The sequence below is a fragment of the Lacihabitans sp. LS3-19 genome (assembly GCF_024343575.1).
In the GTDB taxonomy this organism is placed as follows: domain Bacteria; phylum Bacteroidota; class Bacteroidia; order Cytophagales; family Spirosomataceae; genus Leadbetterella.
Genome location: NZ_RJUA01000001.1, coordinates 93916 through 115464 on the forward strand (window position 1 = coordinate 93916; position 21549 = coordinate 115464).

The following is a 21549-nucleotide window of genomic DNA, read 5'->3' on the forward strand; positions in this document are numbered from 1 at the left end:
ATAAGTTTAGGTACTACAATTTTACTGATTTTTTGTGAGAATGAGTATCTTGTTAGAAATTCTTTCTTTTAATTAATATTTAAACTTTTATGAACCTCAAATCGGCCTTTTTGTTTATTTTTTTGTGTGGTTTTTGGAATACTTCTTTCGCTTCTGATACGCGGATTGATAATTATTCAAAATTGGATTCTATTCTTGCGGTACAGTCAAACTTAGTTTCTAAAAAGGACTCTACAATAGCTATAAAAAAACCTTATGAAATATCCTCAATAATTGGCTTCTCCTCTTCACTTGCATCTATTCTTTCATGGGGAATTCAACTTTTAGGAATAAGCAGTTTATCTTTAATTTTCAGTCCTTTACTTTTTGGTTTAGTAGGCCTGATATTTAGTATTATTGCCATAGGTAAAATAAAAAAGAATGGCAAAAGGGGTAAAAAACTTGCAAAAGCTGGAATAATACTGACTATTTTACATGCTCTTGGGCTTGCTGCTTTGGTGGCACTTGTAATTATTATATTTAGTAATTTTGGTGGATAATAATTCCCAAGAAGTCCAAAATCTAAAAGTATAATTTTCCAAAACCTTTTAGTTCCGTTTTGTAAAAAAACCTTTAAACTCATTTTTTGAAATTTCATCTTTTTTCCAAAAAATCGGTCAAATGATAATTTATACTAATTTTGTTAAAAAAAACAGGATATGACTTTACAGGAGCTTTTTCAAAAAATAAGTGAACACCCAATAATTCTTTTGTCATTTTTTGTGGCAATTCCCGTTCTGACAATCATTATAGGATTTATTAGTTCTGGAAAAGGGCACCTTTCACTTTGGAAATATTTCTATGCAGTATTGATCTATTTGGTAAGCATTCCTGGGATTTTTGCTGTGGCACTGAACGTGTATTTTTTCTTGTTTCAAAGACAAGATATCATGCAAACGGATATCTACCTTCAGATTTTTCCAATTGTTGTAATGTTTGCTACTATCTTTTTAATCAGAAAAAATGTAAGATTAGACTACATTCCAGGCTTTGACCGTATCTCGGGACTTTGGTTTATCCTTTTTGCCACTATGCTTTTAATGTGGTTTTTAGAAAAAATCAGAATCTTTGTTTTTTCTTTTCTGCCGTTTCAATATTTGATAGGTGCCTTTGGACTGCTCTTTTTTATAATTTATCTAGGTTGGAGACGGTTTTCAAAATAGTTTTTTAAAATTGGCCTCAAAAAACATTTTTTCGCTTTTTTGCTAAAATAGCTAATTTTAAAGAATCTTATTTTCGGAATGCTCCTCAAAATAAAGATTTCAATATGTTTATTTGATTAAGTTCTCTACTACCAAAATAAATCAATTTGCCTTTAGAACTTTTTCATTCCAGCCTTTATAACCTCGTCAGATAGGTTAATAACTTCATAAAACTCATTGGTTAACCCGTTTTTCTCGTTGTTTTTCCAAACGTTCCTTGCTATTAGGGCTTTCAGATGTGTTCTTATAAAATCTTTCGACTTTGCATATTGAGCTTCTGAATACTTCACATTGTTTTTGGAAGCTATTTGTTTTATTTCTCCCAACATTTTTTCATCAATCTGAAAGTTTTTCAAATAGTTTTCAAAACCCATCGCCTCTAATTTTGCTTTGTTTTGAACAGTATAGTTCAGTGCATATTCTCTAAAAATATTTTTAGCAAAAAGCTCCACCAAATAAGTGGTATAATAGCTCGTATCTTGCGGCACAAACACATCTGGTGTTATTCCGCCTCCGCCATACACCAATCTTCCTCCTTTGGTTTTAAACTTTAGCTTTTCGTTCATTTTTATACTGTCTTTCACAAAAAGCTCTTTGTTAGTATATCGCTTGTGCATATCCTCTCGGTATTCATCAGAGTGTCCAAGCGTATATGGTTTTTGGATGCTTCTTCCGCTTGGAATATAATACCTTGAGATAGTTAAACGTAACTCAGAACCATCAGAAAGCTGAATAGGTGCTTGTACCAAGCCTTTGCCAAATGTCCTTCGCCCTACTATAGTTGCACGGTCAAGGTCTTGCAATGAACCGCTGACGATTTCAGAAGCCGAGGCACTGCCTTCGTCTACCAAAACCACAATTTTACCTTTTTCAAATATTCCGGCTTTGCCAGCTTTTACTTCATAATTATTCGCTCTGTCTTTGCCTTTGGTATAAACTATAACGTCGTTGCCGCCAACCAATTCATCCACCATGTCTGTAGCTTTATCCATATAACCTCCAGGATTACCTCTAAGGTCAATCATCAACTGGGTCATTCCTTGAGACTTTAACTTGGCTAAATGCGTTTTAAATTCATCATAGGTAGTTTCAGCAAAACGATTAACTTTTATATAGCCTGTTTTTTTGTCGGCCATCAAATAAGCGGCATCTATAGAAAAAGTTGGAATTTTATCTCTTTTTACATCGAAAGTCAAAAGCTTAGCCGTTCCTTTTCTCTTTATAGTCAATTTCACTAATGAGTTTCGAGGACCTCTTAAGCTTTTAAAAACCACATTAGAATTTAGTTTTTTTCCAACCAAGTCTATCGTATCTGCTTTTAAAATTATATCCCCGGTTTTTATGCCAATTGCCTCTGAAGGGCCGCCGGCCAAAGGAGAAACCACAAAAAGCGAATCATTAAAAATATTGAATTCAACGCCAATTCCATCAAAACCCGCATGAAGGTCTGCATTTACCAATTCGGCATCAGAGGCAGGAATGAAAACTGTATGTGGGTCTAGTTTTTCAAGCATTTTTTCGATTCCGTAAGTAGACAATGAATCGATACTCACATCGTCAACGTAGCTTTTGTTGATGTGCATCAAAACTTCTTTAAAGATAGAATTAGAACCGGGGCTTTTTGAAACAAATGTCTTTTTACCAAAAAATGTAGCTCCCAACAAAATCCCTACTATCATCGAAACCGCCACCGCTATTGGAAGTATTACTGATTTTTTATCGTTATTGTAATTCATTAAATATTATTTGAAATAAGATATTTGATAACGCAAAGTACCTAATTTTTTATCTATTAAAATACTTTTAAATGGCCATATAATCAGATTACGAAAAAAAATACGGCACAAAATCTCATTTCTGAGTACAAATATTTACCTTTCGAGAGTATTTAAGAGAATAACCCGTCCTCTTAAAAAGCAAAATTAAAATATGTTTAATTGTGATTCGTTGTAAGTTTTTATTCGTTTTTGAAATTTATAACCAATTAACCACATATTAAACGCCTAAATTTGCGGTTGAGTTTTATTAGTAACCTATAATATTTTTGTGAAGAAACCCATTTTAATGCTTCTCTTGTTGCTTCCTATGCATGGAATGGCTCAGATATGGTACAGAACAAGGTACAAAACCGCAATATTTGGGGAAACTTTTGCTGTTAGTCCTATTGTTTCACTCAATATGGAACATGCAGTTAACCGTCAAAAAAGATCTTATACGGCTATCAGATATGGATTGGGTTTTGTGCCTGGTGCCAAAAACAAGGATAGTTTTGGCTGGAGGGACAACGGCGTTTCTTTGCCTGTTTCTCTTACTGAAAATTTCTTGGTAAATAATCTTAAAAGGCGTGTAAAGCAGCGTGTTTCACTTAAATGCAAAGCTACGCCTTCCAAAATATCAGTAGAGTGGTTTGGAGAAGTCGGCCTAGCTTATACACCCGTTTTTTACGGAATTTCTGAGCCTCGTCACCAAGTATCAGGAATTATAGGTATCAGGCAGCAGGTTGTTTTTGACATTCCACCAAAACCGAAAGTCCTCTTTTTAAAGTTTCAATATACACCCAACTACAAATCTGGCAATTTCTCTTGGAACCCAGTAACTGGCTCAACCAATATTTTCGGGATGAGCATTGGTTTTTCGATTTAATTATTCAATTTACCCCCTTTTTTTAATAACAAAATGTTTTTACTTAATTCAAAAAATCAATTTCATTGATTTTTATTTCATCTTTTATCACAATATTATTTGCCCAAATCGTAAAAAAAGATTTAAATTGTGAGAGGTTTTTGCCTGAGAACTAAGCATTTAAAGATGCTTAATAAAAAAATGAAAACCATGACCTTAAAAACTACAATATTAATTTTCATCTTTTTTGTATCAACCTTTAAGCCTCAAGCCCAATTGTATGGAAAAGAAGATAGCCTATTACTCGCTTATAAAAATGCGAGACCGGATACCGGTAAAGTACATACCATAAATCACCTGGTCAATGTTTTTATATATAACGATGCGAAAAGGGCTCTGAAATTGGCCAGAGAAGGCCTGGCATTAAGCACCAAACTAAAATACACTAAAGGTGAAAATATGCTCTGGTACCAGATTGGCGTATATTACAGTACGGTGTACAAATCAGATTCTGCAGAAATGGCATATCGAAATGCCCTGGATATTGCATTGAAGCTAAAAGATTACAGAGCACAAGTGAGGGCATTGAACGGAATAGGTCAGGGTTATTTAGATAGCGGCCGATATGATCAGGCACGGGAAATTATAGAAAGCACGCTGCCATTAATAAAAAAAACCAATGATTCGCTAACCTTAGCAATTAGCTATACGCATTTGGGTGTATGTTACCAGGGAAAGGGATATTTTAAACTGGCACTGGAGAATATTTTGAAAAGCATCAAGGGATTAAAAGAACTCAATGCCGAGATGCGGTTGGCCGATGCTTATTACACACTGGGTGATATTGAAAGTCAACTCAGTCATTACGAAGATGCGTATAAATATTATGATTTTGCCAAAGCCATTTACCTCAAGCAGAAAGACTTCTATTTCTTGATTGAGCTTTATTATTCGGAAGCTGAATCCGCTTTGAAAATTGGGAATCTGGAAAAGGCTCGGTTGATGCTGGATTCCGCTATGATTTACTCCGAAAAGCATAAGATAGATGGAACAAAGGGTAGAATTTATGCCGAATACGGGGAAATTGAACTAAAAAAAGGCAATTTGAAAAAGGCAGTTGAATTGCTTGAGAAAAGCCTAGTAATATCGAAAGAGCAAGAAAATCAATTAGATATTGCCAATGAACAGGTAGTATTAGCCGAAGCATTAAGCAGGCTAAACCAGGAGGAAAAAGCGGAGCAATTGTTTGCCGAAAGCCTGGCCTATTTTAAACAGGAGAATGTAATTGAAGGCTTAAGCTATGCCTATCAAAAAAGGGGTAAAAGCCGACAAAAACAAGGCGATTACCAAGGTGCCTTAGAGGATTTTGAAAAACACAGCATTTGGCAAGATAGCGTAAGTAATCTGGCAAAAACCAGGCAGATTGAAGAGCTCCGAATAATCTTTGATACGGAAAAGAAAGAATCGGAAATTGAAAACCTGGCTTTGGAAGTAGAAAAGTCAAATTTGCAAAAATCACTTTTTGCGGGTGGTATGATTTCGGCATCACTTATTTCGGGTTTGTTGTATTTCGGATTCCGGCAGCGTAATAAAAGAAATAGGGCTGAGTTTGAGAAAAAGCAAGCTTTGGTTCAAAAAGAGTTGGAGTTTAAAAAGAAAGAACTGGTTAGTCAAACCTTGCATTTGGTCAACAAAAATACCTTGATTCAGGATTTACAAGAAGACCTGAAGGAAATTAGAAAAACCACTACTGAGCATACCAAAGAAATTGGTAAAATTATAAAGGATTTGCAACAAGAAAATACCTCCGATGCCAATTGGGAGGTATTTAAAAGTCATTTTGCCGAAGTTCATAATGATTTTGACCTAAAGCTTAGGCAACGGGCTCCTGATATCACCGATAATGAAATTCGTCTCGCGGCATTTCTTAAAATGAAACTCAGCCCGAAAGAAATCGCAGGTATGCTGAATGTGCAAGCTGAGAGTGTGACTAAATCAAAATATCGCTTAAAAAAGAAGTTTAATTTGGAGGCGGATGCCGATTTTGATGCATTTTTAAGCGAATTGTAGTTTTAATTTTATGGAATTTTGGCTTCCCGAGTTTTAGGTAATGCTTCTTATTCTCTTTTAAGGGTTTTGCGAGCTTCTTCGGAATTTGAATCCGCCTTTTTTAATGACACCCATCCTCAATCACCGCCTCAAACACATTCCCGCTTTTGGCTTCAAAACCCGGACTTAAAAGAATATGATTGCCCGCCAAGTAGTAGACATTCGAGGTGGGGTTTATGAGGTTATTGGCTTGAATGGTTTGCACCGCTGCTTTTGAAATAACTTGATTTGTGATGGATGGAATTGAACTGATGTTTTGAATTTCAGGGCAAGGGTTTTCATAAGCACCCAAATCCGGCGTATTGATGTGTTTTTGGCCGATTCGGTCTGTGTTAAAACTCATATTTGACGCCTGATTGATGGCAGGGGAGCCATTTTGCAGCCTCAGGCCATCATCAGCTGTGCCGAATACATCATCAAGCCCATCGGTATCGGAAGTGTTTACGAATAGCGGATCTTGATTGTAAATCATTCCCTGGCCGCAATTGACGATCGAGCTGTTGATTCCGCTGTATAGAGCACTACAACTGGATACATCTACCAGTGAAAACATAATTTCAAGGTCAGCATTGTTTTGATAAATAGGTTGAATAACACTATTGGCCGTATTAGCATTAAAAATACAATTGGCCACATAACATAAGGCAGTTTGGCCGAGGTATGCTTCGTTATAGATTGCCCCACCAAAACCTCCACTATTTGAATAAAAAGTACAGTTTAAAAAATTTGTTTGACCAGATCCATTTTTAGAAATATTAGCCATGGCCCCTCCGAAAGTCCCCGAGTTTTGAGAAAAACTACAATTGACAAAAAGTGGGTAATTGTTTCCGCCATTTGAATAATTTATCACTGCACCACCGTAATAACTTGTATTTGCTGAAAAGTTACATTCTGAAATTCTTGGACTACCGATGCCACCCATTTCACTAAAATTGCAGATTGCTGCTCCTTCACCATTAATGGCGTAATTGTTTTGGAAAACACAGTTTTTAATTTCAGGACTTGAAATAGCATTGAGCCCAGAAGCCACATTTAACCACCCCGCTCCTTTAAGATTCATTGCCGTACCTGCAGCATACCCATTTTTTATATTAAAACCATCCAAAAGTGTTTCTTGACTTACATTTTGGCTGTAAACCACATGATATGTATTATCTATCTGGTTTCCTTGAATGCCAATTTCGCCACTCAAAACAGAAATATTGCTGGCAAAATTTCTTTGCTTTGGGTTAAAACTCTCAGGCTCATTTCCAGCAAATCCACCATATATTTTTACACTATCAGGCAATACAAAAGACAGGGTTCTATCAAGGCTTTGCGTGGGCTTATAGGTACCTTCTGCCACCCAAACTTCCGCTCCCGTTGCGGCTTCTTTCAGGGCATCTTGTAAATCTACAAAGGCATTGGGCCAGCTTTCTCCATTGTTTTCTCCAGACGCCGACTGCCTGACATACAATCTACCAAAATACTCGTAAGCACCCAAGGCCGATTTAAGTTTGAAATGCCTGCCACTCAGGTCGCGAAGGGGCAATAAAGAGACTTTTTCTAAAGCAGGACTTCCCGGCTTAAGCTGTAAACCATCATCTAATGTAGTCCAGAGGCTGTCAGGTCCTATCGCATGAGATGCATTTCTGAAAAGTGGGTTGCTGTTATAAATCATTCCACCGCCGCAAGTCATGGAAAATCCTAAAAAGTTATCAAAAAGTGCAGCACAATTTGGCTCTGAAACCAACGAATTTGAAATGTTGAGCGTAGCCACCGTACCACTGAATAAAGTACTCGTATAAACAGAGCCGTTTCCATAAAAAATGCAATTTTCTATCTCGCTATTTGATATAGCATCCGTGAGCTGGGTGTTACTGAATAGTATGGCCCCTACATTGAAGGAGGAGTTGCCATAAAATGTAGACGAATAAATTTTTGCAGAGGCTTCAGCATAATTGATGGCCAGGTTATGAATAGCTCCACTTGAGCCTTGTGTGCTTTGATTACCAACAAAAAGTGAATTCTTTATGGTAGATATTGACTCAGAATTGAAATCAGCAGAACGATTGTAAATAGCTCCTCCATCAAATAAAGACTCATTATCTGAAAAAACACAACGGTCTATAGAGGCATTGGCCTGACCACTATTGTTGGCATAATTGTAAATAGCGGCTCCATTAAATGAAGTAAAGTTGTTTTCAAAAACACAATCAGAAAATGTAACATTGCTCTTGGCATTGCCTGATCCATTATTATATGCCCCTGCTCCCTCTACAGCAGTATTACTTATAAAACGGCAATGACTAATCCAGGGACTGGCTTGTCCTTCGTTTTTACCGTTATTGTAGATACCTCCACCACGGTAAGCTTTGTTGTTTTTAAAAACGCAAAGTTCCAAAGTGGGATTTGAAACAGTATCGGCCCCTTGACCATTATTATAAAGCCCAGCTCCGAAAAAGTTTTCGGTGTCTGTCTGATCCGCGTTTCCATCTGCAATCGTAAGGCCATTGAGAAGCGTGGTGGAATCTGCCTTTTGGATATAAACTACATGGTACGAGTTGTCTGTATCGGTTCCCGAAGATCCTATATTTCCACTTAGTATGGTTTCATTGAGCTTAAAATCTCTTTTTGCTAAATCAGAAGTTTCTGTTTCATTTCCTTGGAAACCGCCAAAAATTTTCACGCCATTTGGTATTTGGAAGGCTATATTCCTATTGGCGTTAGATGTAGGTAAATAGATTCCATGTGCTACCCAAATGGAATCACCAGCATCTGCTTTATAGATCGCTTTTTGCAAGTCAGGCAGGGCGTCGTTCCAATAAACTCCCGAACCCCCGTTTTGACTAGCATCCACAAAATATTTGGTGATAAGTATTTGAGATTCGAAGGCTCCCAAATCCACGTGTCCATCTACTCTTCTGTCTTTAAGATCAAGGTCTGTATCGTATACCAGGGCCATATCACTGCCCATGTTTTTAGCTGGAGAGAGGGTGTTAAGCCTGAAACTACCCAAGGGGGGGTTTTCAAAAAGAGGGTCCGCAGCATAAATCATCCCGCTCTGACAATCAGGGCTATTTAAGCCCATACTCGTGCATTGAGGCTCGTCCGTTAGAGTATATGATACTTTGCAACTGACATTTGTAGAAATACCAAACATTTGACCTAGCGGTGAATTAACCAGAATAGAATTGACCACCACTATGGCAAGCACCGAGCCACCGGTATTCACGTTCTGATTCATGATATGCTGACCATTCGAACTCGCCGTATTACCATAAAATGTACAGTTTAGGTATTCTGATTGAATTATTCCACCATTTCGGGCATAATTGAGTACTGCTCCTCCTGTCCCAGACAGTGCTGTTGCCTGATTATTAGCCAGCACACAATTGATGTATCTTGGCGATGAAGTACCGGAGTCGGCATTATTGGCAGCAGCTCCCCCATTTGCTGCGGTGTTATTGAAAAATTTGCAATTGATCACATCCGGAGAAGCCAAGCCACTCGATCGAGCATCGTTATAAAGTCCACCACCTGTAGCTGCTGAATTTTCTTTGAAGAAGCAATTGATAATCTTCGGATTGGAGCTCATTCCTGAACCGCGGCCATCGTTATGAATGCCACCACCGAGAATTTGAGTTATATCTGTATATGGTGCCTGGGCGTATCCTTTTTTTACTGTGAATCCATCCAAAACGGTTTCAGAACTTGCATGTACAAACTGAACCACGTGATAGCTATTGTCCGCCAATGTAGTTGTATCGCCAATTTCACCACTCAGTACGGTTTCATAAACATTAAAATTGCGATTATTTAAGTTGAAATCCGGAGACTCAAATCCTCCAAAGCCACCGAAAACCTTTACGCTATCAGGGATGAGCAACGTGGAAGTGCGGTCAGTACCTGAGGTAGGAAAATAAGTACCTTGAGCTACCCATACCGTATCACCAGACTGAGCCGTAGTGAGTGCATCCTGCAGATCATTGTAAGCATAAGTCCAACTGCTACCGTTATGGGTGCTCGATGTAGCCTGGCTTACATAAATGATTTTTGCTTCGCCTTTTAAGACTTGAAGTAAGAATATTAGGCACAACAAAATTATGTTTGTTTTCATAATGCCAATAGTTTGGTAAACAGTTACTTACAATTTAAAATATTATTTTAATATAAAAAACTTTAAATTCTAAAAAGAAACACTTTCTGGAATTTCAAAATGGAAATGCATTTTTTAAAAGGCCTTTTATTCATTTTGTTATCTGTCATTTTCCTGCTTTTCTATTTCCTTTAAAGCAGTTTTAAAAAACAAATTCAAATTATTTTCCAATAGGCTTACTTTCTTTTGCAGGTCATCCATCAACTTTGCCCTGGATGCAATTTTACGCAAGTTTTCTTCAATATTTTGCTTTTCATTTTTCACAAAAAATAACTAAAAACGTCAAATTGACGGACTAATATTGTTTTGAAAAATTAGAATAGCCCTTAAGAACCAGACTATTCTTTATCTTTTCAAAAGATTAAGTTTTGTTTTACTTTTAGTCCCTTTTTGCTAACAACCAATCGATTTTATATTCCAGGAGGTACAAATAATAAAATAAGAGGTACAATAAGCCTCATAGCAATGGTCACTCGAAATATAGCCTAAATTAAGCTCTCCCAGCGTGCTCCAATGGGCCACATCCCAAGCTTCAAACTGGATTCTGACATCGTGGGCACCGGCAGGTGGTTTGGCACCAACTTTTATATTGTTTTTGGTGATTTCTGTCCATCCCGTTGTTTTAAAATTTTGGGTACCTTTTTCTTTGTATGTGAACCGAAAATGAACCGTGTTGTCAATTGTCTTTTTTACATATGCATTCTTGTGTTGGTATGCATTTTCGCCACAGGTAACTGTTTTATAATCTGTGGTATAGCCCAATTTTGCAAAGGTGTTGTCTTTCAGGTATCGAATGGTATAGGCTATTGGTACACCGGGGTTATTTCTGCTGTAAACCGCATTTTTACCTGTTATTATTTTTTTCAAAGAACCCGGTCCGGTGGCGTTTACGGCTTCGGAGGCCACTTCGGCATTTCCACCGATAGTTACCACCGTAATGCTTGAATTCTTTAAAACCGCATCGTAAGTAGAATTAACAGTGCCCGTACCACTCACACCAGCGGCATATTTCAAAACGGCGTCCAGATCAACTGAAGTTCGGGTATCGGTAGTTTCCATCCTGAACATAATGATACGGCCATAAGCAACCGAATTTACATAAGCCGGTGGTGCTTCCGCTCCTATGGCCGACGCTACTTCTGCGGTAGAAACCTTTGATCCAAATACACTCGCAGGTGTTTCGGGCGTATCCATTGTGACGGTATAAAACACTTGCTTATAAACCATAGAAGCAACCCGCTTGGTGGTACTGCTGGCGTAATTAAGTTGAGACGCGACAGAGCCTGTAGCCCATTCTATATTTAAGCCTATATCCATGCTCATTTGTTTAGACGAATAGGAAGTAGTGCTTTGGTAAGATGAATTAGAGGCGTTTACATAACCATCCTGATAGGCATTGGCATTCCACCATTCGAGGGCATTATCGATACCTGATTGCACACTGGAGTTTGTGGGTTTTTTAATCTCCAAATTTCCGTTTTCACCAATACCTGGCAGGTCGATACGAAGTTTTACCGGGTTTCTATCCAGCGAAATAGGGTCAGGCAGTCCGTCTAGCATGCTTTGGTTACCTAAAACCAAAGCCCCCGGCCAAACTATTCCATTTGTAGGTCTTAAAATGGCCACTTCATCAAAATTAGTTTTCAGGTTGAAATCCTGGGTAACGCAAGACTGTATGATACCCAGATTAGGGCCGTTATTGGAAGTGGAGTTTTTGGTCATGGTACGTTTAGAAGGGGTACCTCCCAAATCATTTACATTGAGCAGCTTATTCTGATCATACGTCAAATTAGAAATCAGATCCGTGATTTCGGCAGCATCGGGATTGGGCTTAGGTGCAGCATCTATGCCTAATTTATCGCAGGAGTTTAGCAGAAACGCCATAAGGCCGATAATCAAGGCAGAACAAGGCCGGTAAAAGGTAGTTTTCATAATCAAGACTTTTTTAATGAATTAATAGGTTCAAAAGTATTGATGTAGAGGGCTTTATACCTAATTTAGGTCATGGACAAAGCATGGACAGGGGCGAAATTTGTTTTAACTGCATTTAAATAAATTAAATAGCTAGCAATTTCTCATGGAACAAAGTATAATGCTCAACCAATTTATTTTCAATAATAAAAATTTTCATTTTAACTGTTTTAACTATAATTAAAGGTAAGTAGCATAATTTTATTTAAGTGTAGAATCAATATCTCAGAATTTTGCAATAAAAAATATTCGCACTTTCAATCAGAAATCAAAGTTTTTTTGAAAAAAAGTACCTATTTTAAAACAATTCATTTACAAAATTTTATCTTAAAATAGATTGGTTTTTAGTTTTTATAGGCTATTTTAGCTAATTTTACAGAATTCAGGTATTCACTGCTTCTTAATAATTCTGTAAAAGAAGCAATTTTCCCCTCTAAATATTTAATGAGCAAAGAAAAGCATGTAGAAAAGTCCATAGCCTGGGCTAAAAAAAAGGGCTTTACTGATATAAAAGCAACAATTGAAGGTTTCGAAAACCCAATTAATTTTACTCGTTCAAATGATAATAAGGAGTTCACTCCTGACCTTTCCGCTGTCTATAATGGTAAAAAGTTTTATATGCAGGTAGTGTTAAAAGCAGATGATCTGAAAGAAACAAAGGAACACGTGACGTTGTTTCATACGCTTGCAAAAATGAAATCAAGCAAATTGTATTTAATGGCTCCTACAGGTAATTTGAAATTTGCCCAAGAACTTGCAAAGGAGCTAGAATTATCAGAAGTGATACATATTTAGGCTATACTCGCATTTAGTTTTTAATAAGCTGATTCAAATTATGAATCAGTTTTTTTTTGCATTCGCTCAAACAAAAATTCAATTTCATTCTTTTAATAATCTAATTTTTTGATTCTATCTTTTCAGATGAAAAAAACTTGTTTTTAAATTACTTACTCAAATCAACCACAAAATTAGGCGTTTCGGGATCACCCTTAAAAAAGTCTCCTTTTTTGCCTTGCGAGAGAGCCCATCGGTCTATCCAAGAAATGCCGTATCTTCCGAACTTTGTAATTGGCGTTTCATAAGCTTTGTCAGACAATGCGGTTTCTAATCCAACAAACTCATACCCATTTTTTTCAAACATTTCAGCCAATTTTATAATATAGTCTGCATTGAGCTGGCTGGCATGAATAAGTAAGGTTTGGGCTATTTGTCTCCCAAACATAGCATCAGATTGTTTTTCATAAAACAAAACCTTTGCTTCCATATATTTTATATACTCCTCTCCTATCTTTTTTGCTAAGTCCAAATCGCCTTTATTTAAAGTTTTGGCATAAGCACTCGCGAAAATATAGTCCTCATTATCAATAGTTACTGGTGCCACGGTGTATTTGTTATTTTCTAAAAATATAGCCAAAGAATCGGCTCTTTCTTTTGTAGCTCCTACGTGCAAAAAAGGGTGTCTAAAGAATTTCAAATCCTTCCTATATTTATTTAATAGCATTTTGGTCTGCTTTTCTCCAGAAATAATTTGAGAGGTATAAAGGTTAAAATCCGTATTATTAAAATCATGGTGTCTAAGCGTATGGTTTCCCAAATCCATCCCTACTTTTAACCACATTTCAAGGCATTCTTTTTGAAACGGAATAATTTCACCATCTTTATCGTACATCTTACCTTCATTTACAAAACCTATGGCTTTTATTCCTTTCTGGTTTAGTCCTGTTAGTAGTTTTTCGGTAAGTTTTAGATGAAAATCTTGGCCATTATTTCCGTAGTTTACCACAGGCAAGTCATCTATCGTAAAACATACTTTTTTAGTTTGAGAAAAAGCATAATTCGAGATAAATAACAAAATCAGTACTTTAATAATCTTCATTTTATATTTTTAGTTTACCACACTTTGCTCCCTTTTTACAATCTCAGCATTACGCAAAACCTCAGGAATACCAAATGCTTTTACATACAGTCCGGCATTCGGACGTATATCTCTGTAAGTTTTGGCCAAAACTTTCCGGATAGCTTTTGATTTTTCGCCACTCAGATAATCGTTTTCCAAAAACCATCCTCGATCCCTGTAGATAGCATCTAAGGCAAATACATTTTGGAGGGTCAAAAGGGCTTCTTTCTCGGATGAATCCTCCATTTTAGAAACGAAATCATTCGAACATTCAAGTATATACCTTTCGATATTGGCCATGGCTAGGCTTATCATATGTGTTTGAGTTCTTAAAAAAATATCATTCGGATTCATACGTTTTTTAAGGAAACTACGCATTCTGTCTGACAAGCTAAACAGCAGTTTTTCTTCGCGATACCTTAGCGTTTGTAAATGAAACTCCACATCCAGCAAATGCGAAGCATCCGTATTTCGGGCTGAAAATGGGTTTTTCTCTATGTATTCGCTGCTGACTCTTTTAAACAAATGCCTCACAATTGCACCGTAACCACCATCGTTAAATTCCTGTTTGAATTCCGTTAGTATTGATTTGGCTACCAATTGTAGTAAAACATGATTATCTCCCTCAAAAGTGGTGAAAATATCCGTGTCGGCTTTTAGGTCTGCTAACTCATTTTCGGCCAAATACCCTTTTCCGCCGCAAGCTTCTCTGCACTCTTGAATCGTATGCGTTGCATGCCAGGAAGCATAGCTTTTTATTCCTGCCGCCAAGGCTTCCACCTCTCTTTTGTCGTCTGAGTGCATACTATCCGCAAACTTTTCCCGCATTCGCTCCAGTGCAAAACTTAATACATAACTTTTGGCTAATAGTGGAAACAAACGCTCCTGGTGCGTTGGATAATCCAATATCAAAGTTTCGGTCTCCTGACTTAAGGTCTTAAACTGTCGGCGTTTTAAAGCATAACTAATGGCAATGTCCAGGGCTTTTTTGGCTGCTGTATTTGAGCCCATTGCTACCGAAACTCTACCGCCTACCAAAGCACCCAACATCGTAAAAAACCGTTTTGAAGGATTTTCAATCGGACTTGAATACTGCCCATTTTCATCTATGCTGCCGTATTTATTGAGCAGGTTAGCCACTGGAACTTCTACTTTATCAAACCAGATCCGGCCGTTATCCACACCGTTCAGTCCCATTTTATAGCCATTGTCTTTTACGGCTATACCTGGTAATTCCTGGTGGTTTTCATCGCGAAGTGGAACCAATACTGCGTGAATACCATGGTTCTCTTCTCCTACTATGAGTTGGCAAAACACAGCGGCCATTTTGCTATGCAGGGCATTTCCGATATATTCTTTTCCTGCTGTAACGGTAGGTGAATGTATGACTAAAGTTCCTTTTTCGTGAATATAAGTTGCTGTAGTTTCTAAATCCCGCACATTGGAGCCGTGGCCCGTTTCTGTCATGGCAAAACAACCCGCCAGCTTCATGCTGCCCAAAGCTTCCAGATAGGTTTTATGATGATAAGCCGTACCTAGCGAATAGACAGCTCCGCCAAAGAGGCCAAACTGTACGCCAAATTTTATCAGTAAACTCAGGTTTCCCATCGCCAACGCTTCAAAAATAACAGTTGTGCCTGCCGGTGAGCTTTTTCCACCATATTCTTCTGAAAAAGTGTAGGCTCCCAAACCTTGCTCAGCCAATGCTTTGCATTGTTCGAGTATTTTTAATCTTAAGGCGTCTTTATCTCTTAGGTCTGTGGGTACCCTAAAAAACTCATCCATAATCAATTTTTTAGTGCGGGTTTTTAATTCTGCCCAAGGACCATCCAAATGTGCCTGCATTTTTAAAACATCAAAAGCATCCTGCTTTTCCAGCTCTATGTTTTGAGATGAATATATGGCATTGTAAAATGCTTGTTGTGAAAGACTGTTGTCAAGACCTAAGCTATGTTCTAGTTCAATTATAGCCTGCTGCACAAGTGGTGCATCCCAAATAGCCTTATCGCTGGCCGAAGATGCTTTTTTGGCCATCTCCAGACCTATTTGTACCAGATTTTTTCTTTGGCTTAAGTCAGGCGAAAACTCCACCAAAGCTTGTTTCCAAGATTCAAAAGTCTCGGCATTGGGCGGGTTTTTCTGATCTGTCCAGCTTATCAATAGTTTTTTATCGTCAATACTCAGGTTTGGGATTTTCTGAACCTGATTTCTGATCAATTGCATTTCGGATGGACTCAAAACCGAGTCTGCCCAACCCACATAAAAAATAGGTAAAACACTTAAAACTCCGGGTGAATAATTCATGTTGTATTACGGTTGAATAGTGAATATGATTATAAAAGTAGGAAATTTGAGTGGATTTTGGGAGTTTTTTAGGAGGTTAAATTTGGTCTTTTATGAAAAATTGGTCTATGATAAATTTATATTTACACCCACTAAATAAATGGCAACTTGAAGAAGATGCATTTTCCCAAATAGCCGAAAAAATTATGAATGTACTTTGAGGGTCTTCCAAAATTATTTTAGATTATAAATTGTGAGCTTTGTTAAATGCTATAATTGACATTTTTAAGGTCTTACCTTTCATCTAAATCAAACAATTTTGGAAAATTGTTTTACACTCTAAAAATATCCCCTTCGTCTAAAATATCTCTTCCGTTAAGTTTTAAGTACAATTGGGCTAGTACTACCACATCTTCACGACAATATTCTGTGATTTTTTGGAGGTTGTTTTGGTGGTAATAGTTGGTGTTAACTTCTGAGCCATCCATCAGGCTTTTGGAACCTGGGATGTCGAATACTGAGGCTAAGAGATCTAAGGAGGTGTAGTTTTTATAATCCCCAAATTTCCAGAATTCTAGGGTATCAATGTGTTGAACTTCCCAAGGTTTTTTGGCTGTTATATCCAGAACATTTGGGAGTTTTATGCCGTTTATGAGCATTCTCCTGCACAAATACGGAAAATCAAACTCGCGGCCATTGTGTGCACAAAGTATCAGTGCATCTTTGGCTTGGTGTTCTTCTATAAGTTTTTTGAAATCTAGCAAAAGCTGCTTTTCGTCGGTATTTACAAGCGTTTTTGCTTTAAACTTTGAATGGTCCTCTTGTTCAAAGAACCCTCCTACCCCAATGCAAATCACTTTGCCAAATTCGGCGTAAATCGCCGCCTTTTCGAAATACACATCTTCGGGTTTGTGTTCTTCGTCTTTTTTAAGTCTCAGAGCCTTCTTTTTCCAGTGTTCTTGCAGTCTTATGGGTAACTCATCAAAATCCTTGGTAAGCGACACCGTTTCGATATCGAGAAAGAGAATGTTTTTAAGCTGTAAACGTGGCTCTGACATGTTTTTTTGTGTTTTATAACCCAAACCTTGCCGAAATCTCTAACATGCGATCTATGGCCGCCCTGGCGTCTTTTATGGTTTGTTCTGGTAAGATTATCTCTGGTGATTCGTCTTTTAAGCAGTTATACAATTTTTCCATCGTGTTGAGCTTCATGTGTGGGCAATCTTGACAGGCCTGGCATGCACGACCGTCTTTAGATGTTGGTGCCACGTGGAACACTTTATCAGGCGAAGCTTTCTGCATTTGGTGCAAAATACCTGATTCTGTAGCTACAATAAACTCTTTCTTAGGACTATTGATGGTATATTTTAGTAATCCTGTGGTAGAGCCAATGTATTCTGCTTCATCCAAAACTGGTTTTTCAGATTCTGGGTGAGCTATTACGCAAGCATCAGGATATTTTTCTTTCATGGTTTTCAACATCCTAGCTGAGAATGCCTCATGGACCATACAAGCTCCATCCCAAAGTATCATGTTTCGGCCTGTCACTCTGTTTATATATCCTCCCAAGTTTTTATCAGGAGCAAATATGATTTGTTTGTCTGCAGGCACACTCTCCACTATTTTAATGGCATTGGTACTTGTACAAACTATATCTGTCAGAGTTTTGAGCTCTGCTGAGCAGTTTACGTATGAAATAACAACTGCATCTGGATAATTTGCTTTGAAAGCTTTGAATTTATCAGCCGGAGCCGATTCTTCGAGCGAACATCCCGCATTGATATCTGGCAATACTACTTTTTTGGATGGAGAGAGTATTTTGGCAGTTTCGGCCATGAATTTTACCCCAGCAAATACTATCAAATCCGCTTCAGTTTTTGCTGCTTCTTGAGACAAGCCAAGACTATCACCAATGTAATCGGCTACGTCTTGAATGTCGGCAGTTTGGTAATAATGTGCCAGAATAACGGCATTTTTTTCTTTTTTTAATCTGTTAATTTCTGCTACTAAATCCATCCTTTATTTACAAGTATATTTAAATGTTGTTTCGTTTATTATAAGACCGTTTTTGTTGTAATTGGTCTCTTTAATACAATTATTTTTTTCGTCGTAAGTTTTTACTTTTTTACCAGATAGTTCCCCTTTGTAATACGCTATTTCTTCTATTACATTGCCATTTTCATAATTATACTCAATTCTATAATCTTCGGTATTGTTAGCATCAAAAGCAGTAAGTTTTCGCAATAAATTACCTGTGTATTCATATGTCCTATGGGTCTTCAAAACATCATTTACATATTCTTCGGACTTTAATATTTGGTTAGAGCTGTCATACGTATTCTTCTCTAAAATTTTTACTTTACCCAAAACATCATTGTTCTCATTTTCCACAATTTTCCCAGAAGCGTTAAGAACGTTTCTTTTAGAAGAAATAAGGACATTGTTTCCATTATATCTTGAAATACTTTCTCCTGAATTGCTGTTTTCTGAAATCGTTTTTGCAGCTATACTCCCATCTTCATTAAAATATACCTGTTCGAATTTGTTATCTACTAATGTTCCTCTATTGTTTTGTTTTACGCCATTAGATTCTGTTTCAGCAATAAGTTTTCCCAGATTATCATATTGTTTTTCTACTGATTTGGTAAGTACATTGTTTACAAAATATTGTGATTTTATCAGTCTATTGGGGTTTTTATACTCATTTACAACTTTGCTAGATGTTGGAGAATTTCCATAGTATTGTATAACTTCTCTGCTGATGATATTATCGAATTTGTCGTATTCAACAAGTATTTTGCTAATGGAAGCTCCCTCCTTTTGCGTATAAATTTCAATTGGTAAACACGGATTAATTTGTGCTTTACTAAACTGTAAGCCTAATAGAAAAGCGAATGATGATATTTTGATTAATAAATTCAAGGTGAATTTTTGTTTTAACAAATATAGTTTTTTTATGAAAACTTAGAAATTAAATTGAAGTAAAATGTGAAAATATAAATTTATTCAAACAGTTTTTTATAATCTTTTAAAATCAGAATTAAGATTGTCACTATTTACAAAAAGTTAAATCCTTACAGGGTTTTAGGTTCAAAAGGCGATTACTTTTATTATAATAACAAGACCTTTTCAGGATTTTTGAAAATTAAATATTTTTTGTTTAGAAATATAAAATTTAGCACTTATCAACATATTAAATATTGATAGTCAATTAATTAACATTGTCTCCACGCAATTCCCTAAATCTTATTCTTGATTGTGCACCGTAAATACTTCCTGGATAATCTTTCAATAATGTCCTGTAGTATTCCATTGCTTTTGGCTTGTCTTTGAGATTTTCCTCTGTCACTTTTGCCAATATAAATAAGGCATCGTCTGCTAGAATATCGTATTTATAATTTTCTATAATAGCTTTTAAATCTTTTACAGCTTCATCTATCTTGTTGATTTTCAGTAGCGTATTGGCTTTTAACCAAAGTATTTCATCAGCTAAACTATGCGATTTGTATTTTTGAAACAATGAATCTAATTGTATAATGCTTTCATCGTAACGATTCTGAAAAATTAATAAATCTACTTTAGAGAATTCAGCCATTGCCACTTCCGAGGTATCAAGGCCAGTATTGTCTTGAATTAATAGACTCAATTGCATAGCATCGTTTGAAATCTCTCGCGTTGTGGCCTTTTTGAGTATGTCTAGAATTTCTTTTGACAGTTCAAACTGACCGGTGTAGTATTGCAGCTTTGCATTTTTAAGTTTAGCTATTTCGGCTAGATTATCTTCTTTTTGGGATTTTTCTACCTGCATATACAGCAAAGTGGACTCCCAAGGCTCATCTTTCAAAATGTAAATATCACCTAAGTCTAATTTACATTGATCTATAAATTTTTGATTATTTCCTGCACTTGCTATAGCCGATTCTAATATTTCTATGGCTTTGTCATGATTTTGCAAGTAAAAGGCATTTAACAAAGCCATGTTACGAAGTGCCTCTATGGTTTTTGTATTAATACCAACATCAACTATTAGTAGATTGTACTGTTCAATTAAATCTTTAATTTGCTCATTATCAATAGGAAACGTAGTTTTTATCAATTCTTCTTTGCTTTGTATTAGCCATCTTCTTGCATAAGGATACAGCTCGCCATCTGGATATTCCTCCATAATGTATTGATACATTTTAGCAGCATTTTTATAGTCTTTGGCATTATAACTTGCTCCAGCTAACTCAAATACTTTAAATCCGAAAAGTTTTTGACGTCTATCTAATGCTCTTGCCTGTATAAACGCACGAGCAAAGTCTGCTTTTTGTGTAAAATGCCAAATTAAAATCTCAGTATAAAATGACTCATTGGGGCTGTCTTGTATTTTACCATAAAGTATTTTTTCGAGCATATCTATCTCCTTATCGCTTTTAATGTTGTCTTGTATGGTAGCCTGTACATAAGCGTAGTTCTTGCTTCTCACGCCAAAGCCAAGCACCTCTTCAAGCATCTTATCTTTCTGATCAAGATATAAATATCCACGTGCTAACTGTGTATCAAATTTATGAGCGTCTTTTCCTTTAGTTCTTGCTGTCAAAAGCAATTTAACAGCCATGTCTATTTTATTGGCTTTATAAAAGAAGTTTTGAAGTTCGTAAACGTAATTATCTACTTTGGCTGCTTCTTCAATCAAACTATTGTATTCTACATTTGCTAAGTCAGATTGTCCGGAAATTTCATGTAACTGGGCTAAGTCAGCTCTATAGCTTATTTGATTCCCATTATTTTTTATCTGTGACTTTAAAAATTTCTCCGCTGCGTCAAAATCTTTAAGCTTTGTCATCGTAGATAAATAATCTGCATGAATCAGTCTAGCTTTGTTTCTGTCCGAACTAAGTTTTTTATATAACTCTGCAGCTTTGTCATATTCCCCTTGTTTGAAATACGAATTTGCTAGTTCAAGTTCCTGAGCAAAAACTCCGGTAAAAGTCACGAGCAACAAAAAAATGATTTTTCTTATTTTGGAATTCATATATAAATAAAAGAATATATTATTAATTAATTTATTGTTATTTAATACTATGTGTGTGTAAATGTTGATTAGTTTAATTTTGAAAATTATGTGTGGATTTTTATATTTTTATGTGGATAAGTTATTACTTTTTCCACACTTATTATGTTTATTTTCAATATTTTACATTTATGTGTTAATAATATTGTATTTATTTTATTGCTCAATATTTTTAAATTTTTCTGTGTATTAATTGTTTGAATATTTACGAAAGTATACACTTATTGGTAAA

14 protein-coding genes are annotated in these 21549 nt (G+C 36.4%); 5 read left to right on the forward strand and 9 right to left on the reverse strand.

Annotated elements, in window-relative coordinates; genetic code table 11:
• The first annotated feature begins 89 nt into the window (after positions 1 to 89).
• Complete coding sequence (locus EGI22_RS00410; protein WP_255065574.1) at positions 90 to 539, forward strand: DUF4190 domain-containing protein; 450 nt, start codon at positions 90 to 92, stop codon at positions 537 to 539.
• Between the two features lie 159 nt (positions 540 to 698).
• On the forward strand, positions 699 to 1202 hold the full coding sequence (locus tag EGI22_RS00415; protein WP_255065576.1) for a hypothetical protein: 504 nt from the start codon (positions 699 to 701) through the stop codon (positions 1200 to 1202).
• Between the two features lie 152 nt (positions 1203 to 1354).
• Here EGI22_RS00415 and EGI22_RS00420 read toward each other — a convergent pair whose 3' ends face one another.
• Complete coding sequence (locus tag EGI22_RS00420; protein WP_255065577.1) at positions 1355 to 2977, reverse strand: S41 family peptidase; 1623 nt, start codon at positions 2975 to 2977, stop codon at positions 1355 to 1357.
• A gap of 328 nt (positions 2978 to 3305) precedes the next feature.
• Between EGI22_RS00420 and EGI22_RS00425 the strand changes: the two genes are divergently transcribed.
• Positions 3306 to 3884 carry a hypothetical protein gene (locus EGI22_RS00425; protein WP_255065578.1) on the forward strand — a complete coding sequence of 193 codons (579 nt, stop codon included), beginning with the start codon at positions 3306 to 3308 and terminating at the stop codon, positions 3882 to 3884.
• 180 nt (positions 3885 to 4064) lie between these two features.
• The gene (locus tag EGI22_RS00430) at positions 4065 to 5933 is read left to right on the forward strand and encodes a tetratricopeptide repeat protein (protein ID WP_255065580.1); all 1869 of its coding nucleotides are present in this window, start codon (positions 4065 to 4067) and stop codon (positions 5931 to 5933) included.
• A gap of 100 nt (positions 5934 to 6033) precedes the next feature.
• Here the strand turns inward: EGI22_RS00430 and EGI22_RS00435 are convergent, their stop codons facing one another.
• Together EGI22_RS00435 and EGI22_RS00440 are read right to left on the reverse strand one after the other, a co-directional pair.
• Positions 6034 to 10071: a 3-coathanger stack domain-containing protein gene (locus EGI22_RS00435; protein ID WP_255065582.1), complete on the reverse strand. Its 4038-nt coding sequence runs from the start codon at positions 10069 to 10071 to the stop codon at positions 6034 to 6036.
• A 432-nt stretch (positions 10072 to 10503) separates the two neighbouring features.
• A complete protein-coding gene (locus EGI22_RS00440) occupies positions 10504 to 12042 on the reverse strand; it encodes a thiol-activated cytolysin family protein (protein ID WP_255065583.1) in 1539 nt (512 codons plus the stop codon).
• Positions 12043 to 12525: 483 nt separating this feature from the next.
• Between EGI22_RS00440 and EGI22_RS00445 the strand changes: the two genes are divergently transcribed.
• The gene (locus EGI22_RS00445) at positions 12526 to 12876 is read left to right on the forward strand and encodes a hypothetical protein (RefSeq protein ID WP_255065585.1); all 351 of its coding nucleotides are present in this window, start codon (positions 12526 to 12528) and stop codon (positions 12874 to 12876) included.
• A 148-nt stretch (positions 12877 to 13024) separates the two neighbouring features.
• Here EGI22_RS00445 and EGI22_RS00450 read toward each other — a convergent pair whose 3' ends face one another.
• The 6 genes from EGI22_RS00450 to EGI22_RS00475 all read right to left on the reverse strand — a co-directional run bounded on the left by EGI22_RS00450 (position 13025) and on the right by EGI22_RS00475 (position 21278).
• On the reverse strand, positions 13025 to 13957 hold the full coding sequence (locus EGI22_RS00450; RefSeq protein ID WP_255065591.1) for a polysaccharide deacetylase family protein: 933 nt from the start codon (positions 13955 to 13957) through the stop codon (positions 13025 to 13027).
• A gap of 9 nt (positions 13958 to 13966) precedes the next feature.
• A complete protein-coding gene (locus EGI22_RS00455) occupies positions 13967 to 16282 on the reverse strand; it encodes an acyl-CoA dehydrogenase family protein (protein ID WP_255065593.1) in 2316 nt (771 codons plus the stop codon).
• Between the two features lie 311 nt (positions 16283 to 16593).
• Complete coding sequence (locus EGI22_RS00460) at positions 16594 to 17319, reverse strand: 3'-5' exonuclease (protein WP_255065594.1); 726 nt, start codon at positions 17317 to 17319, stop codon at positions 16594 to 16596.
• Positions 17320 to 17332: 13 nt separating this feature from the next.
• Positions 17333 to 18277 carry a quinolinate synthase NadA gene (gene nadA, locus EGI22_RS00465; protein ID WP_255065595.1) on the reverse strand — a complete coding sequence of 315 codons (945 nt, stop codon included), beginning with the start codon at positions 18275 to 18277 and terminating at the stop codon, positions 17333 to 17335.
• A 3-nt stretch (positions 18278 to 18280) separates the two neighbouring features.
• A complete protein-coding gene (locus EGI22_RS00470; protein WP_255065596.1) occupies positions 18281 to 19183 on the reverse strand; it encodes a hypothetical protein in 903 nt (300 codons plus the stop codon).
• A 289-nt stretch (positions 19184 to 19472) separates the two neighbouring features.
• On the reverse strand, positions 19473 to 21278 hold the full coding sequence (locus tag EGI22_RS00475; protein ID WP_255065598.1) for a tetratricopeptide repeat protein: 1806 nt from the start codon (positions 21276 to 21278) through the stop codon (positions 19473 to 19475).
• Between the last annotated feature and the right edge of the window lie 271 nt (positions 21279 to 21549).

Coding starts and splice junctions, on each gene's coding strand:
- EGI22_RS00455 (WP_255065593.1), bottom strand. CDS start 16,282: ATGAATTATTCACCCGGAGTTTTAAGTGTTTTACCTATTTTTTATGTG.
- EGI22_RS00460 (WP_255065594.1), bottom strand. CDS start 17,319: ATGTCAGAGCCACGTTTACAGCTTAAAAACATTCTCTTTCTCGATATC.
- EGI22_RS00435 (WP_255065582.1), bottom strand. CDS start 10,071: ATGAAAACAAACATAATTTTGTTGTGCCTAATATTCTTACTTCAAGTC.
- EGI22_RS00450 (WP_255065591.1), bottom strand. CDS start 13,957: ATGAAGATTATTAAAGTACTGATTTTGTTATTTATCTCGAATTATGCT.
- EGI22_RS00430 (WP_255065580.1), top strand. CDS start 4,065: ATGAAAACCATGACCTTAAAAACTACAATATTAATTTTCATCTTTTTT.
- EGI22_RS00425 (WP_255065578.1), top strand. CDS start 3,306: ATGCTTCTCTTGTTGCTTCCTATGCATGGAATGGCTCAGATATGGTAC.
- EGI22_RS00420 (WP_255065577.1), bottom strand. CDS start 2,977: ATGAATTACAATAACGATAAAAAATCAGTAATACTTCCAATAGCGGTG.
- EGI22_RS00415 (WP_255065576.1), top strand. CDS start 699: ATGACTTTACAGGAGCTTTTTCAAAAAATAAGTGAACACCCAATAATT.
- EGI22_RS00410 (WP_255065574.1), top strand. CDS start 90: ATGAACCTCAAATCGGCCTTTTTGTTTATTTTTTTGTGTGGTTTTTGG.
- nadA (WP_255065595.1), bottom strand. CDS start 18,277: ATGGATTTAGTAGCAGAAATTAACAGATTAAAAAAAGAAAAAAATGCC.
- EGI22_RS00445 (WP_255065585.1), top strand. CDS start 12,526: ATGAGCAAAGAAAAGCATGTAGAAAAGTCCATAGCCTGGGCTAAAAAA.
- EGI22_RS00475 (WP_255065598.1), bottom strand. CDS start 21,278: ATGAATTCCAAAATAAGAAAAATCATTTTTTTGTTGCTCGTGACTTTT.
- EGI22_RS00440 (WP_255065583.1), bottom strand. CDS start 12,042: ATGAAAACTACCTTTTACCGGCCTTGTTCTGCCTTGATTATCGGCCTT.